This is a genomic window from Arthrobacter sp. RT-1, from assembly GCF_003367205.1.
Classification (GTDB): domain Bacteria; phylum Actinomycetota; class Actinomycetes; order Actinomycetales; family Micrococcaceae; genus Arthrobacter.
Genome location: NZ_QRGQ01000002.1, coordinates 80,043 through 95,270 on the forward strand (window position 1 = coordinate 80,043; position 15,228 = coordinate 95,270).

15 protein-coding genes and 1 riboswitch are annotated in these 15,228 nt (G+C 65.8%); of the genes, 4 read left to right on the forward strand and 11 right to left on the reverse strand.

All coding sequences use genetic code 11. From position 1 onward, the window contains the following. Positions 1 to 53 precede the first annotated feature (53 nt). Positions 54 to 371: a DUF1905 domain-containing protein gene (locus tag DXK94_RS01745; RefSeq protein ID WP_258868400.1), complete on the forward strand. Its 318-nt coding sequence runs from the start codon at positions 54 to 56 to the stop codon at positions 369 to 371. Here the strand turns inward: DXK94_RS01745 and DXK94_RS01750 are convergent. From DXK94_RS01750 to DXK94_RS01760, 3 genes are read right to left on the reverse strand one after another with little or no spacing between them, the layout of a single operon-like run. Then, entirely contained in the window at positions 368 to 1,576 is a 1,209-nt protein-coding gene (locus tag DXK94_RS01750; RefSeq protein WP_115523563.1) for an O-succinylhomoserine sulfhydrylase, read from the reverse strand. The genes DXK94_RS01745 and DXK94_RS01750 overlap by 4 nt on opposite strands. Next, positions 1,577 to 1,987, reverse strand: coding sequence for a rhodanese-like domain-containing protein (locus DXK94_RS01755; RefSeq protein WP_079595377.1), 411 nt, complete (start codon positions 1,985 to 1,987; stop codon positions 1,577 to 1,579). Continuing rightward, positions 1,984 to 2,262, reverse strand: a complete 279-nt coding sequence (locus DXK94_RS01760; protein WP_115523564.1) for a DUF1737 domain-containing protein — start codon at positions 2,260 to 2,262, stop codon at positions 1,984 to 1,986. The genes DXK94_RS01755 and DXK94_RS01760 overlap by 4 nt, the downstream gene beginning before the upstream one ends. A 13-nt stretch (positions 2,263 to 2,275) precedes the next feature. Next, a riboswitch (SAM riboswitch) is annotated at positions 2,276 to 2,391 on the reverse strand. A gap of 234 nt (positions 2,392 to 2,625) precedes the next feature. Between DXK94_RS01760 and opgC the strand changes: the two genes are divergently transcribed. Beyond that, on the forward strand, positions 2,626 to 5,094 hold the full coding sequence (gene opgC, locus DXK94_RS01765) for an OpgC domain-containing protein (RefSeq protein WP_115523565.1): 2,469 nt from the start codon (positions 2,626 to 2,628) through the stop codon (positions 5,092 to 5,094). Between the two features lie 74 nt (positions 5,095 to 5,168). Here opgC and DXK94_RS01770 read toward each other — a convergent pair whose 3' ends face one another. After that, positions 5,169 to 5,423, reverse strand: a complete 255-nt coding sequence (locus DXK94_RS01770) for a hypothetical protein (RefSeq protein ID WP_079595374.1) — start codon at positions 5,421 to 5,423, stop codon at positions 5,169 to 5,171. Positions 5,424 to 5,649: 226 nt separating this feature from the next. On the opposite strand from DXK94_RS01770, the gene DXK94_RS01775 reads away from it, so the two are divergent. Next, positions 5,650 to 6,354 carry a TetR/AcrR family transcriptional regulator C-terminal domain-containing protein gene (locus tag DXK94_RS01775; RefSeq protein ID WP_115523566.1) on the forward strand — a complete coding sequence of 235 codons (705 nt, stop codon included), beginning with the start codon at positions 5,650 to 5,652 and terminating at the stop codon, positions 6,352 to 6,354. Between the two features lie 28 nt (positions 6,355 to 6,382). Here DXK94_RS01775 and DXK94_RS01780 read toward each other — a convergent pair whose 3' ends face one another. Together DXK94_RS01780 and DXK94_RS01785 are read right to left on the reverse strand one after the other, a co-directional pair. Next, the gene (locus DXK94_RS01780) at positions 6,383 to 6,847 is read right to left on the reverse strand and encodes a pyridoxamine 5'-phosphate oxidase family protein (RefSeq protein ID WP_115523567.1); all 465 of its coding nucleotides are present in this window, start codon (positions 6,845 to 6,847) and stop codon (positions 6,383 to 6,385) included. A 27-nt stretch (positions 6,848 to 6,874) separates the two neighbouring features. Then, the gene (locus DXK94_RS01785; RefSeq protein ID WP_115523568.1) at positions 6,875 to 7,804 is read right to left on the reverse strand and encodes an aminodeoxychorismate lyase; all 930 of its coding nucleotides are present in this window, start codon (positions 7,802 to 7,804) and stop codon (positions 6,875 to 6,877) included. Positions 7,805 to 7,934: 130 nt separating this feature from the next. Between DXK94_RS01785 and cls the strand changes: the two genes are divergently transcribed. Next, complete coding sequence (gene cls / locus DXK94_RS01790; protein ID WP_079595370.1) at positions 7,935 to 9,374, forward strand: cardiolipin synthase; 1,440 nt, start codon at positions 7,935 to 7,937, stop codon at positions 9,372 to 9,374. 57 nt (positions 9,375 to 9,431) lie between these two features. On the opposite strand, the gene DXK94_RS01795 is transcribed toward cls, so the two are convergent. The 5 genes from DXK94_RS01795 to DXK94_RS01815 form a co-directional block, all read right to left on the reverse strand. Then, positions 9,432 to 10,706: a multidrug effflux MFS transporter gene (locus DXK94_RS01795; RefSeq protein ID WP_258868401.1), complete on the reverse strand. Its 1,275-nt coding sequence runs from the start codon at positions 10,704 to 10,706 to the stop codon at positions 9,432 to 9,434. 55 nt (positions 10,707 to 10,761) lie between these two features. Further along, entirely contained in the window at positions 10,762 to 10,986 is a 225-nt protein-coding gene (locus tag DXK94_RS01800; RefSeq protein WP_115523570.1) for a hypothetical protein, read from the reverse strand. 98 nt (positions 10,987 to 11,084) lie between these two features. Further along, positions 11,085 to 13,448 (reverse strand): glycoside hydrolase family 3 N-terminal domain-containing protein, encoded by a 2,364-nt coding sequence (locus DXK94_RS01805; protein ID WP_115523571.1) that lies wholly within the window; start codon positions 13,446 to 13,448, stop codon positions 11,085 to 11,087. Positions 13,449 to 13,450: 2 nt separating this feature from the next. After that, a complete protein-coding gene (locus DXK94_RS01810; protein WP_079595366.1) occupies positions 13,451 to 14,269 on the reverse strand; it encodes a carbohydrate ABC transporter permease in 819 nt (272 codons plus the stop codon). Beyond that, positions 14,270 to 15,223: a carbohydrate ABC transporter permease gene (locus tag DXK94_RS01815; protein ID WP_115523572.1), complete on the reverse strand. Its 954-nt coding sequence runs from the start codon at positions 15,221 to 15,223 to the stop codon at positions 14,270 to 14,272. Between the last annotated feature and the right edge of the window lie 5 nt (positions 15,224 to 15,228).

Sequence of the window (15,228 nt, forward strand, 5' to 3'; positions counted from 1 at the left end):
GCAGGGCCGCCGGTCGTAGCGCGCCGCCAAAGCGACGTGGCATACTCAGGCGCGTGACGCCGTCGTACGAATTCCACGCCGAGGTATGGCTCAATCCCGGCGAAGCGGGCTGGCATTTCGTCACCCTGCCTGCGGACGTGGCGGATGACATCAAGGAGCGGACCGCTGCCAGCAGCAGGGCCTTCGGAGCGGTGAAGGTGACAGCCGATATCGGAGGCCACTCCTGGCAGACCTCGCTGTTCCCCGACACCAAACGCGGCACCTATCTTCTGCCGGTCAAGAAGACCGTCAGGGACAAAGCCGGGATCGGCGCCGGGGACACCGTGGAAGTCCGGCTCGACTTCCAGCCGGACCATGCTCCACAGAACTAGATCTGTTTGAGGGCCTGTTCCAGGTCCCGGATCAGGTCATCGGCGTCCTCAAGCCCCACGGACAGCCGCACCACGCCGTCGCTCAGGCCGATGGCGGCACGGCCTTCCGGCCCCATGGCGCGGTGCGTGGTGGTGGCAGGGTGCGTTATCAGGGACTTGGAATCGCCAAGGTTGTTGGAGATGTCGATGATGCGCAGCCCGTCCAGCAGCGCAAAGGCGGCTTCCTTGCCCGAGCGGCCGCCGGACGGAGCAAGCTCCAAAGTGAGCACCGTACCGCCGGCGCGCATCTGCTTGGCCGCAAGCTCATACTGCGGGTGGGACTTCAGGAGCGGGTACTTCACCCAGCTCACGGCGGGCTGCTGCTCCAACCACTCGGCGAGGCGCAGGGCGGTTGCGGAAGAGTGGTTGACGCGCAGGGACATGGTCTCCAGGCCCTTGGTGAGGACCCACGCGTTGAACGCGGACAGCGACGGCCCGGTGTGGCGCATCAGCTGCTTGACGGGCCCGTCAATGAATTCCTTGGTGCCCAGGATGGCGCCGCCCAGAACCCTGCCCTGGCCGTCAATGTGTTTGGTGCCGGAGTAGACGATAACGTCCGCACCGAGCTGGCCACAGCGCTGCAGCAGGGGAGTGGCAAAGACATTGTCGACGACGACGGTGGCACCCGCGGCGTGCGCGAGTTCGCTGACCGCGGCGATGTCCACGATCTCCTGCATCGGGTTGGACGGCGATTCGAAGAAGACGGCGGTGGTGGGCTGGGACAGGGCCTCACGCCACTGCTCCAGGTCCGGCCCGTCCACGAAGACCGTCTCCACGCCCCAGCGGGGCAGGATTTCGTTCAAAATCACGAAGCAGGACCCGAACAGCGAACGGGCGGCAACAACGCGGTCGCCGGCAGCCAGCAACGCGCCGAGGGCGGTAAAGACGGCGGACATGCCCGACGCCGTCGCAAAGCACGCCTCGGTGCCCTCGAGCAGGCGGAGCCGCTCCTGGAATGTGGCCACCGAGGGGTTGCCGTACCGGGAGTAGACGAAGCGCTCGTCCTCACCCGTGAATGCCCGCTCGGCGGCGGCAGCGGATTCGTACACGAAGCCCGAGTTCAGGAACACGGCCTCGCTGGTTTCCTGGAAGTTGGTGCGGTCCAGCCCACCGCGGACGGCCTGGGTGTCAGGGCTCCAGCCGGCGGCGTCGTTATTGAAGGTCACTTAGTTCTTTCCCAGGTTGGTTGGCAGGCCGCGGTTCTTCCAGCCGTTGACGGTGCGTTCGCCGTAGCGGTCCGGCTCACCCTCGAAGCCCTCCAGGACGTTGTACGAGGTGAAACCGGCCTGGGTGGCGGCGATGGCCGCGGAGATGGAGCGCTGGCCGGAGCGGCAGATGAACAGCAGCTCGGTCCCGTTGTCCTCCGGCGCCTGCTGGCTCAGGTCTTTGATGAAATCGGGGTTGGGAATGCCGCCCGGGAACGTCCACTGGATGAACAGGGGATCATTGTCAGTGGCCTTGGTGTCCGGAATGCCGATGTGGGCCCATTCGCCCTCGGTGCGCACATCCACCAGGATGGCGCCCTGCTCCAGCTTGGCCCAGGCCTCCTCAGGCGTCAGGTCTCCTGCGTAGCTCATGCGTGGCCCTCGCCGTCGAACTCGAGGTCCTCGGTGCCTGACTCCAGGTTGTCAACAGCAGTGGCGACGGCGGCATCAGCCGAAGCGATGGCCGCCGGCAGGACCAGGGCCTGGGCAACGATGACGCTGCTGCCATTGAACGTTGCTGCCGGGCTGCCGTGCAGGACATAGCCCTCGGCCAGGGCGGTGGAAATCCGTTCACAGAAAGACCTGTCATCCGGGCCGGTGACAAGCCGGTACGACAGTCTCTCTTCAGGGGCAGGTGCGTCAGACACGACGGATCTCCTTCTCTCACGCTTGCAGCTCGAATCGGTCGATATGCCGAGTATTCACCTGAGGCACCCCGCCGCGAAAGGGAGGGTTGCCGACCGGCCAGTCAGGGCTTGGCGCCGGTACTCATTACTCCCCAAAAACGTAACATCTGGCACGCGGAGCCGCACCGCCGCCGTCGTCATGTTCCGTAACTGAACGGTCCGGGCCGTGGTGGGCGACGATGCGCACCTCAGCAAGGGAACGTCCGACGGCGGCATCGCCGCAGGTGGGCGGGCGTTCCTTACCGTCCGCCAGGCCTGCGTCCGGATAGAGTTCACGTGGGGCATCGCCCCGTCACCAGGTCATCAGCAGGGGGTCCCATCAGCATGCGTACAGCCGTGCCTCGAGTCCGCGCCGGGTCATCCACCGTGCCCCTCCACCGGAAAACGCTGGCACTCCTCGCCGTGGTGCTGATGGCCCTCATCGCCGTAGTGCTCCCCGCCGGGCCCGCGCAGGCCGCACGGAGCTTTCCGGAAGAGGGGAAGCCGCTGCTGGGCGCAGTCCTTGAATGGGGCGAGGATACCGCCGCCGATTTTGCGGGCCGCTTGGGTGCGTCACCGGCCGTTTTTGGCCATGACATCACCTTTCCCTACCGTCCATCCGAGCAGGACGACATTGAGGGCTTCCTGGAGCAGTCCTCGCTGCAGGGCGCCCACGCGATGCTCACGGTGAAACCGACGGTGCCGCTGGATCAGATTGACGGCGCGGCCGCGAAAGCCTTCGCCGGCGAGGTGCGGGAGCTTGCTTCCACCTTCAAGGGCCAGCTGCTGATCCGGTTTGCCCCGGACATGAACGCAAGCTGGGTTGAATGGGGACAGCAGCCCGCTGCCTACCGCGCAGCGTTCCAGGCCGTGACGGCGGCGTTCCGGGAGGCTGACGGCGGCACGGTGATGGTCTGGGAACCGTACCTGGGCACGGACTATCCGTTCGGCCGGAACCGGAACGCGCCTGCGCAGGGAAGTGAAGGGTTCGCGCTGCTTGACACCAACGGTGACGGCCAGTGGGACGGCGGAGACTCAGCCTACGCCCCCTACTATCCCGGGGACGATGCCGTGGATTGGGTGGGCCTGACGGCCTATCACGACGACACAGCCGGCGGTGCGGCGGTCAATACCGTCCCCCGCGCGGGGGAGCTGCAGGAGATGCTGACGGCCTCCGGCGGGGAAAACTTCTACGCCACCTATTCGGAGGGGCGCGACAAGCCGTTCCTCCTGCAGACCGCCGCGTTTTACAGCCCGGCTTCCGGTGGAGCCCCGGAAGCGGACATCAAAACGAGCTGGTGGGACCAGGTGGTGGGGACGGCCACTGATGCCGGGTTCCGCATGACAGGGGCGGTGGTGTGGGATGAGCGGACCAGTACCCGGGATACCGGAGTGGCAAGCATCGACTGGCTGCTCACCGGAAACCCGGGCATCGCCAAGGCCGCCCTGGGCAGGCTGGAAGCGTCCCCCATTGTCACCGGCCCCGTCACCGAGGTCAGCTCCGGCAGTGCGTTCGTGCGGGCCAACACCCTCACCGGGGCGGCTGCGTGGACAGTGGGGGCGGCGCTCCTCATCCTCCTGGTCGCCCTGTGGCAGATTCCCCGCCGGGTCAATGCCGCAACGGCGTGGGGATACTCAGACCCGTCCAGCAGGGATTCCCGGGTGGATATGCTGCGCGGCCTGGCCATTGTTTTTGTGGTCGTCAACCACCTGGGCATGACCTCGCTGTTCCAGTTGCTCACGCAGGAAGCGGTGGGGTTCGTCTCAGGCGCCGAGTTGTTCGTCCTGTTCTCCGGCCTGGTGGTGGGCATGGTGTACGGGCCCTGGGCCAAGGACGACTTCGGAACGGTGGTGGACCTCACCTCGCGGAGGGCGGGCAAGCTCTACCTGACCGCGCTGATAGTCCTCATCGGCGTCTTCCTGGCCTCGCTGCTGCCGATCTTCCGGACCGACGCCCTGACCACCTTCGTGGACCAGGGAACCGGCGGCGCGGGGCACGACGGCGCCGGGCGCACCTATTACCTCTACGCGGGCATGGAGTCCCTGTTCCAGTTCCCGGTGCCGCCACAGGTGCTCCCTGCCATCCTGCTGCTGCAATTTGGCCCGTGGCAGTTCAACGTGATGGGACTTTACGTGGTGCTGCTTCTGGTCAGCCCGCTGATCCTCGCGGCGCTCAACCGCGGCAAAGCCGTTTGGGTGCTGGCCGCCGCCCTGGCGGTTTACGCCGTAGGCTCGCTGACCCGTTTCCGGCTCCTGCCGTCACAGTTCGAGGACTCGTTCCCGCTGCTCGTATGGCAAGTGCTGTTCGTGATCGGACTGGTGGCGGGGTACCACCGGCGCAGCATCGTCGCCTGGCTCTCGGCGAGGCTCTGGGTGGTGGCCGCGTGCACCGCCGTCGCACTGCTGTTTGCGTTCCTCTCCTGGGGCAACCCCTACCTGGCCAACGGCTTTGACGTCCGGCTCGCCATCATCCCGGACACCCTGTACCGGTCGCTCTATGATCTGCTGTTCTCCCGGACGTACCTTGCGCCGGGACGGCTGCTCAACGTCCTGGTCCTGGTGGTGGCGGCCTACGCCTTCCTCACGGCGTACTGGAAACCCGTGCGGCGCGCGCTCGGCTGGTTCCTGATTCCGCTGGGCCGCGCCACCCTCTACGTGTTCATCATGCACGTGGTGCTGATCGCCGTCGTTGCCAATATCCCGGCCCTGCAGCAGGAGAACGTGCTGCTTAACACTGCCGCTTACGCCGCGGTACTGGGACTCCTGTGGGTCATGGTCCGGACCAGGTTCCTCTTCCGGATCATTCCCACGTAGGTGGGCCCTAACAAACTGAAAGGGCGTGAATCGCCGGCCAGGTGCCGGCGGTTCACGCCCTTTTGTGTGGGCTCTTAGACGAGTCCGGGGTAGCTGGTCATGATGTAGTCCGCAGCGGCGGGCCCCTTCATGCGCAGGCCGTTGTGCCCCGGCGTGATCCTGTTTTTCATGGCCGCCCAGAATTTTGACTCCGGACCGGGGGCCTGCTGGTTGATGAAGCACCAGCTGGTGTAGAGGCCGTAAAGGCGGTCCTGGTCCAGCGTTGAGTCGGAGGATTGGTCGATGTAGGTGGCTTCATGGAGGAAAAGGTCGAACTGCGAATTAGCCATGACGGCGTCCCTTCGCTAAGTGCGTGGCGCCGCCGTTCGGCTACAGCAGCAAGCCTCAACTGCCGTGCACGGGGCAATGGAGTGTGAGGTGGGCCCCGAAAGAAATGAGGTCCGGATGCGGCGTAAACACTGCATCTACAATGTAGACTTTACTCGTAGACTACAAATACGGCAAGCGTCTGGAATTACCGCTGGACCCTGCACCGCCCCTCCCAGGATGGAACCAATGGCTTCCCCGAAAAGCGCTCCGGCCGCCGACCGCAAGGCCAGGCTGAGCCGGGAACTGGTGTTGGCCACGGCCCTGGAACTCGTGGACGCCGAAGGCCTGGACGCGCTGACCATGCGCCGCCTCGGCCAGGAACTTGGCCGGGACCCCATGAGCCTTTACCGCTACGCCGAGAACCGGGCCGCACTGCTGGACGGGGTCTCCGAACTGGTACTCAACGAACTCCCTGTCCACGAAGAAGACCCGGACTGGAAAGCCCAGCTCCGGCAGATTGCCCACAATCTTCGGCTGCTGGCGCTGCAGCACCCGAACGTGGTGCCGCTGCTGGTGACCCGGCCGCTGTCCACGCCGCTGGGCCTCCGGCCGCTCGGCACCCTGCGTCCGCTCGAACAGATCCTCGCGTTGCTGGTGGGGGCAGGATTTTCGCCGCCGGACGCGTTGCACGTCTACCGCGCGTACTACGGCTTTCTGTATGGGCACATCCTGAACGAGCTGCAGGAATTCGTGGTGGACCCGGAGGAGAACGAGGTACTGCTGCGGCTGGGACTCCATCGGTTGCCTGCCAAGGAATTCCCTCTGCTCCGCGCGCTGGCGCCGGCACTCGCGGAGTACGACGGCTCGGCCGAACTTGACCAGGGGCTCACTATCCTGCTGTCCGGGCTGGAATCCCAGCTCTCGCTGCAGCCTGCGCATTCCCCGGCTTAGGTGCCCGGCCTGTGAACCACCTGCGCACCTACTCGAACGAGGCCCGTCTCCGGTCCTGAACCCGCGTGTTCCAGACATCCGGCCGGTTGACCTTGAAACGCCGGCCGGTGAGTGCGCGTGCTGAAAGCCGGATGTAGTGGACCTTCTCGCCCGGCTGCCATGGCTCCAGCCCCAGGCTGTCCACGGCGTTCTTGTCAGCCTGGTCCTCAATGATCCCTGTGCCGCCGCGCGCCACCACGCTCCAGGCCTCTTCGGCGTGGGGGTCGTAACCGTCGATTTCGAGGGCAGCGGGCCGCTCCTCCTTTGCGTTCCAGAGCTTGGTGACTCCGGAGGTGCGGAAGACGATGCTCCGGCGGTGGACTACGTAGTTGACCGGGAAGATCTCGGGGTGGCCGTCCACCACAACGGCCAGGCGGCCAAGGGTGTCACTGTCCAGCAAGTCCCAGCACTCATCAAAGGTCAGATTCCCGGTGGGCTGCTCGTGAGTAGTCATGACCACACCCTACGGCCCTGGAAATCGTTATTGAATACCGGCGAACAATTCGTTCAGCTCCGCGGTCAGCTCCTTCTGGAGCGAAGGCGTGCCGATCTCCTTGCCGTCTATCCGGTTCACTGGGGCAAGCATGCGGATACTCGAGATGAGCCAGACGGCGTCAGCGTCGAGGAGGTCCTGGGGTTCCAGCGGGCCGTAACCCAGTTCCCAGCCCGCGGCCTTGGCGGCGTTGAACAGGGCACCCTGGGATGTCCCGGCCAGGATGCCGCTGTCCAACTGGGGCGTGATGAGGCGCTTAACGGAAGCCCCGCCGTCGGACTTTTCCACATGGGCCAGCAGCACGGTGGACGTGGGGCCTTCCAGGACCCGACCATCGGAGGAGAAGAAAATGACGTCGTCGGCGCCCTGCTTATGGGCGTGGCGCAGGGCCGCCATGTTCACGGCGTAGGAGAGGGTTTTGGCACCGAGGAGAAGCCAGGGGGCACGTTCGGCGGCGTCGCTGTCGTAGCCGCGGTCAAGGAGGATGACATCGATGCCCGTTTCGCGCTGCCGGCGCCCCGCCGCTCCCACGGGTGACACCTGCACCCAGGCGGTGGGGTTGGGGGCACCTTCGACGCCCCGGGTTACCACCAGCTTGACCACCAGCTCATCCTCGGAGGCAGAGGCCGCCGGGTGCTGGGACCGGTGCTCGGCGAGGCCGGTCGCGATGGCACGCCGCCATGCGTCCTGGTCCGGGATCCTGAGGTCCATCGCCTCGGCGGAACCGCCAAGCCGGTCAAGGTGTGCCTGCAGCTTGCGGACCGTCCCACCCACGGCCAGCATGGTTTCGAAGATACCGTCACCCCGTGTGGCGCCCTGGTCCGTGACCATCAGCTGCGGCTTGGACGCGTCGGCGAGCCGGCCGTCGGGGAAAGCGGGGTCGAGGAAAACGAGAACCACGGAAGCTGGAGAGGTCATGGCTCCAGCTTAGTGCGGCGCCGCGCGGATAAGCTGGGCGGAGTGCCCCGGCCGGAAACCGCCCGCCGGGAGCCCATGTTCCGGGGGTTTTCTCGTGTTGTGGCCATTTTCGCTTGCCGGCTCGGCGCCGATGTGGGTAGTGGTGCTGCTTGCCGTCGCCGATCTGGCGATCAGGGTGCTTGCCCTGGGAATTATTCCGGGAAACCGGCGCCCCACCACCGCCATGGCGTGGCTGCTTGGCATCTTTTTCGTGCCCTTTGTGGGCATCGTCCTGTTCCTGCTCTTCGGCAATTTCAAGCTGTCCAGCCGCCGCCGGGAGCAGCAGCAGCAGGTCAATGACCGGGTGCGCGCTGGCATTTCCTCCCTCGCCGACGTCGAAAGCGTCTACCCCGGCCCTGAATGGGTGAAGTCTGCGGCCGAGCTGAACCGCAGGCTGGGGTCCCTGCCCATGGTGGACGGCAACGCGGTGGACCTCATTCCCGGCTACCCGGACTCCATCCTGGCCATGACGGAGGCAGTTCGGAAGGCGAAGAAGTTCGTCAACGCCGAGTTCTACATCATGAGCACGGACCACATCACCAATGACCTGCTCACCGCTTTGGAGGAAGCGGCCGAGCGCGGGGTGGAGGTGCGGGTGCTCTTCGACCACATCGGCACCCTCCGGGTCCAGGGGTACAGGAACCTCCTCAAACGCCTCAAGGCTGGCAAAATCCAGTGGAAGCGGATGCTGCCGCTCATGCCCATCCATGGCCAGTGGCGCCGGCCCGATCTCCGGAACCACCGCAAGATCATGGTGATCGACGGCGAGATCGCCTTCACGGGCTCGCAGAACCTCATCGAGCCCTCCTACAACAACCCCCGGCACCGCAAGGCGGGCCGTGAGTGGGTGGAGCTGATGGCGTGCCTGCGCGGCCCCATCGTCACCACCCTGAACGTTGTTTTCGCCACCGACTGGCTCAGTGAAACGGACGAGTCCCTGGAGCACCAGCTGCAGCTCCCGGCGAATCCCCATCCGGGGGAGGTCACGGCGCAGGTGGTCCCCAGCGGCCCCGGCTTCATTACCGAAAACAACCTGCGGCTGTTCAATACCCTGATTTACTCGGCCCAGCACCGCATCTCCATCTGCAGCCCTTACTTCGTGCCGGACGATTCGCTGCTCTACGCCATCACGACGGCCGCCCAGCGCGGCGTGGACGTGGAACTGTTTGTTTCCGAGAAAGGCGACCAGTTCCTGGTCCACCACGCCCAGCGCTCCTACTACGAGGCGCTGCTGGAGGCGGGCGTGCGCATCTTCCTCTACAAGGCACCGTTTGTGCTGCACGCCAAGCACTTCACCATCGACGACGAAGTGGCGGTGCTGGGCTCCAGCAACATGGATATGCGCTCGTTCTCGCTCAACCTTGAGGTGTCCGTGATGCTGCTGGGTGACGACATCGTGGCAAAGATGCGCGCTGTGGAGGACACCTACCGGGACATTTCGCATGAACTACGGCTGGCGGACTGGCTCAACCGTCCGCTGGCGGCGCGGTACGTGGACAACGTGGCCCGGCTGACGGCAACAGTGCAGTAATAAAGACAGTGCAGTAGGAAAACGGTGCAGTAGGAAAACGGCGCAGTAGAAGAGGTGCTAATCGTCGGCAGCGACGCGTTCGTTGCCGGTGCGGGCCGCGTGGTCGGGCCAGCCGCCCTTCCGGTAGGCGGGGGTCCCGGCGGCAAGCACAATCACGGTCAGGACACAGGTCCCGATCATGACTCCCACCATCGACAGCGCATTTCCGCCCAGGAGTCCCACCAAGGGACTGACAAGTCCCGCCACGCCGGACTGGAGGGCTCCGATGACGGCCGCCGCGGTCCCGGCCATGTGTCCATAGTTGTGCAGGGCCAATACCGAGGCATTGGCTGGAATCATTCCCTGCACCCCGAGGACAAGCCAGAGGCCAGCCATCAGGCCAAAAGCGCCGCCGGTGCCTGTGGACACCGCCGCGAGCAGCAGCAGGGCCAGGCCCAGCTGGACAATGACTGCCGTGCGCAGCAGGCGGACAGGCGGGACTTTGCGGACCAGTGCGGCATTGAGCTGGGCGGAGAGCACCAGCGCGGCACCATTCAACGCGAAGGCCAGGGCGAACTGCTGCCCGGTGAAGCCATACTCGTCCTGGAAGACGAAGGGCGACCCCACCACGTAGCTCATGATCAGTCCCAGTCCCAGCCCCGGGATGACGGCCAGCGCCATAAAGTGCTTGTCCCGCAGGAGCGACCAGTAGGCGCTGGCAACGTGCCGCGGGCTGCCGGGGCTGCGTCTGTCCTCCGGCAGGGTTTCGGGCATGAACTTCCAGACGATGGCCACCAGGACCACGCCGATGAGTGCCAGGGCGTAAAAGACGCCACGCCAGTGTGAGATTCCGGCGATTGCCTGGCCTATGGTCGGGGCAAAGAGGGGCGCGACGCCGATCACCAGCATTAGGCGGGACAGCAGCCGCGCGGCGGCGGCGCCCACGAATCGGTCACGGATGACGGCAATGGCCACCACCGCTGCGGCGGCGTTGAAGAAGCCCTGGAGCACGCGCAGTCCCACGAGCGTTTCGATGTTCGGCGTGATGGAGCACAGCATGGAGATCACCACATGCAGAGAGATGCCGATGACCAGCGGCAGGCGCCGTCCAAACCGGTCCGAGAACGGGCCCATGACCAGTTGGCCTATTCCGCCGCCCAGGAGCATTCCGGAGAGCGTGAGCTGGGCTGCTGCCTGGGTGGTGTCAAGATCGGCCACCACGGCGGGCAGGGACGGCAGGTACATGTCGGTGGTCACGGCCGGGAGGGCGGCCAGGGCGCCGAGCATCAGGACGTACTTGACGGTACGGGGTGGCCTGGGATGCGGGGCAGGGGATCGGGCGGTGTCCGTCACGCGGCTAACCTAACTATTTTTGAAGGACTGATGGCCGCCGCATGTCTTGAGCGTTTCAGTTGGCGGAGTCCAGCAGCTGCACGGATTCCCACGTCTGCCCGTAAGGGACGTGGTCGCTCAGTTCCACCGTGAACTGGCCGGCACCCCGCTTGGTCACGAGGATACCCCTCGTCGGGTTTTCCTTGGCGAGGTCCAGGAGCTGCCGTACGGAGGAATTGAGCTTCTCGTCGGCCTCGGAGCTGGTGGTTGCGGAGATTGTCACGCAATGGTCGGTGGTCATGGCATGTCCTTTCAGCCTTGTCCGGTTGTGCCAGGGTGGTCGGGGAGCAGGGCTGCGGGTGGCCGGGGCACCGGAAGGGCGCCCCGGCCACCTTGCCGTCAGGCGGAGGGTGTAACCGTGACTCCGCAGTGCAGCCGGCGGGTGTGGTCCACCGTCCGGGGCGCACCGGTGAGGGTGACCGTTGCCTGCAGGCGGATGTCCCCGCTTGAGGCGCCGAAGCCGAGTTCCAGGTCACCGGGCTCCACGATGCGCCGTCCGTCGCGGCCGGTAAAGGATGCGACGTCGGCGGGGACCGTGAAGGCAACGCGGGCCGAGGCTCCCGGTTCCAGGGGGACGCGGGCATATCCCACGAGCCGCTGCTCCGGGCGGACTACCGATGCCACCGGATCGTGCAGGTACAGCTGGACCAGTTCCGTTCCTGCCCTGTCGCCCGTGTTGGTGACCGTGATGCTGGCCTTGGCCTCGCCGTCCACCGGTACAGCGGTGGCGCCGTCAACAGTCAGGCCGTTCCACTCAAAGGTGGTGTAGCTCAGGCCGTGGCCGAACGGGTAGGCCGCGGCGGGATCAATGTTGGAGACGCTGCTGGCGCGGGCCAGCCGGGACGCCAGATAGGTCGAGGGCTGCGCCCCCGGCCGGGCGGGAATGCTCACGGGCAGCCGGCCGCTGGGATTGACGCGGCCGCTGAGGATCTTTGCAACAGCAGGGCCCCCTTCCTCTCCGGGGAAGAACGCCTGCACAATCGCTGCGGCGTTCTCGACGGCCGAGCCCACAGCGTACGGGCGACCTGTAAGGAGCACCACCACCACCGGCACGCCGGTTTCGATCAGCCGGTCCAGCAGTTGCTGCTGGACTCCCGGAAGCACCAGGGATTCCACGTCGCAGCCTTCGCCGCTGGTTCCGCGGCCGAAAAGTCCGGCGCGGTCGCCCAGGACGGCGATGACGACATCCGCGGAGGAAGCGGCAGCAACGGCTTCGTCGAATCCTTCGCTGGAATCGCCGTCGATGGAGCAGCCGGCGGTGACGGAGAAGGAGCTGTCAGGGAACTCCGACCGGAGGGCCTCGGCCACGGTGGGCAGTTCGATGCCGACCGGAACGTCCGGGTGCTGTCCACCAACGTGGGCGGGGAAGGAGTAGCAGCCCAGGAACGCCTGGGTGTTGTCGGCGTTGGGTCCGACGACGGCGATGCGGCCGGGCGTGCGCAGCGGCAGGATGCCGTTGTTGCTGGCGAGGATGATCGATTCCTCGGCAATCCTGGCTGCGAGTTTCCGGTTGGCCTCAGTGTCCAGGGTGATGCTGCCTTCAAGGCCGGCGGTATCCTGCAGATTGGCGTCTTGCAGGGCAGGCGGAACCGCCGACCAGTCAGTATCCAGCAGGCCCAGTTCGATCTTCTGCACAAGGACGCGGCGCAGGGCGCGGTCCACCATGCTGACGGGGAGGCGGCCCGCTTCAATTTCGGCGATAAGGTGCTCGCCGAAGGCGTGCACGGTGGGAAGTTCGACGTCGACTCCCGCGGACAGTGCCGCGGCTGCAGCTTCACCGAGGGACCCTGCGATGCCATGCAGTTCCTTGAGGAAAGCAATACCAAAGTAGTCGGCCACAACCGTGCCGCTGAATCCCCAGGTGTCGCGGAGGAGCCCAGTGAGCAGGGAAGCATCGGCGGCGGTGGGGACGCTGTCCATGTCCGTGTAGGCATGCATGACCGAGCGGACGCCCGATTCCCGGATGGCCATCTCGAACGGCGGCAGCAGGACGTCGGCCTGCTCACGCGCGCCGACGGACACAGGTGCCAGGTTCCGGCCGGCCTTGGACGCCGAGTAGCCCACGAAGTGCTTGAGCGTGGCGATGATGCCGCTGCTTTCCAGGCCCTGGATGTAGGCGGTGGCCAGGGTCCCGATGAGGTAAGGGTCCTCGCCGATGGTTTCCTCCACCCGGCCCCAGCGGGCGTCGCGCACGACGTCAAGGACGGGGGCAAGGCCCTGGTGCACACCTACGGAGCGCATGTCGGTGCCGATCGCGGCACCCATGGTGCGGATGAGGTCTGCGTTGAAGGTGGCTCCCCAGGCAAGGGGAACCGGGTAGGCCGTGGCCTGCCAGGTGGCGAAGCCGGCCAGGCATTCCTCGTGGACCAGGGCGGGGATGCCGAAGCGGTTGGCCGCGGCAATGCGCTGCTGGGTCCGCTGGAGCGACAAGGCGCCCAGGGCCGGGTCCACGGGTGCGGTCCCGAACGGCCTGGTGAGTTGTCCGAGGCCGTTCGGCAGGATGTCGTCCAGGTCGACGGGAGGGTTCATCTCGTTCTGGTGCGGGGCCACTTCGCCCCCTTCGGTGGAGGCGCCCACCCAGACCCCGAAGAGCTGGCCCGTCTTCTCCCGAAGGGTCATGGCTGCGATGAGGCTTTCGGCACGTTCCTGCGGTGTGGCGTCGGTGTCGCGCCAAGGCGCGTTGTGAGTTGCGGTTTCGGTCATGATTACTTTCCGCCAGCGCCCATCAGGCCCTGGACAAGTGCGCGGCGCGCGAAGAGGTAGACAAGAAGTACCGGCACCATGGACAGTGTCACGGCGGCCAGGAGCCCGGGAATGTTGATGCCGAACTGGGTTTGGAAGTTGAACAGGCCCAGCGTGACCACACGGGTGGACTCGGACTGGGTCAGGATCAGCGGGAAGAGGAAGCCGTTCCAGGCCTGGAGGGCCGAGAATACGGCGATGGTGGACAGGCCGCCCTTGGACAGCGGCAGCACCAGGCGCAGGAAGGACTTGGCCGGGGTAGCGCCGTCCATGGCCATGGCCTCGTACAGCTCGGGGGTGATATCCCGCATGGTTCCGCTGAGGATGATGGTGCAGATGGGCAGGGCGAAGGCCGCGGTGGGGAGGATGACGCCCAGCAGGTTGTCGTAAAGGCCTACGGTGTTGATGAGGTAGAACACGGGGACAATGACGGCCTGGGCGGGGATCGCGAGGCCCAGCAGGAACAAGCGGAAGATGGCCGAGGCGGCGCGGCTCTGGCTCCGCACGATCGCGTAGCTCAATGGCGGCACCAGGAGCAGGACCAGGCCCACGACTCCGACGGTAACGATGATGGTGTTCAGGAAGTACCGGCCAAAGCCGCTGGTCACGGCATCCACGTAGTTCTGCAGCGTAAAGCTGGTCGGCAGGGACAGCGGCCCGTTGTCGCCGAACTCGGCACGGGTCTGGAACGTCGCGGACAGCATGACGTAGAGCGGAACAGCCACGATGGCCAGCCAGATGAAGGCTCCGATGCCGGCGAGGTAATTCGGGCGTGTTTTCATTTAGAGCCCCTCCAGCGAACTGCGCATCTTGTCGTACCCGGACAGGCGGACCACGGCGAAGGAAATGGCCGTGGAGATGACCACGAGGACCAGCGCGATGGCACTGCCGGTGCCGAAATCGAACCGCCGGAACGCTTCCTGGTACATGTGGAAAGCGGTGATGGTGGTACCTGTGCCCGGTCCGCCGTTGGTCAGGATGAGGACGGTTTCAAAAGTGGTCAGGCCGCCGACCACCATCAGGATCACTGACGTGATGATGCTGTTCTTCAGCTGCGGCAGGGTGATGCTGAAGAACTGCCGGACGGTGCCGGCGCCGTCGATTGACGCGGCCTGGTACAGGACGGGCGGGATCTGCCGGGCGGCGCCTTGGTAGATCAGCGTGTGGAAGGGCGTGAACTGCCACATGCCCACGAAGATCAGCACCGCGATGGCGCCGGGCTGCGTGCCAAGAATGTTGCCGTCCCCGAACAGCCAGGACATCTGGCCGGGAATGCCGAAGTTGGGGTCAAGAAGTGCCCGCCACAGCACGGAGATGGCGGCCGAGGAGAGCAGCAGCGGCACGAAGTAGACAGCGCTCAGGATGGCGCGGTTCTTCTGGTTGCCGGCTGCCCAGACGCCGAGCAGGATGCTGAGCGGAGTCTGTGTGACGATGCCGAGCACAATGAACAGCAGGCTGAGCCAGAGGCTCTGGAGCATGACCGGGTCTGCGAAGAGGGCTTCCCAGTTCTTGAGCCCGACGAACTTCGGGTCGCCAAGGCCGCTCCAGGTGGTGAAGGAGAGCACGGCCACCGCGAGGAGCGGGACAAGTGCGAAAAGGGCAAAGAATATGCTGGCAGGAAGGGCCCAGACAAAGCCGGGGCGGCCCACGTTGGAGCTGCCCCGGCCTGCCGGGCGGCCCTTGGCGGGGCCGCCCGGATGTGCCGGGCGCCTGCGTTGTGCAAGCGTCGTCGTCATTGTTG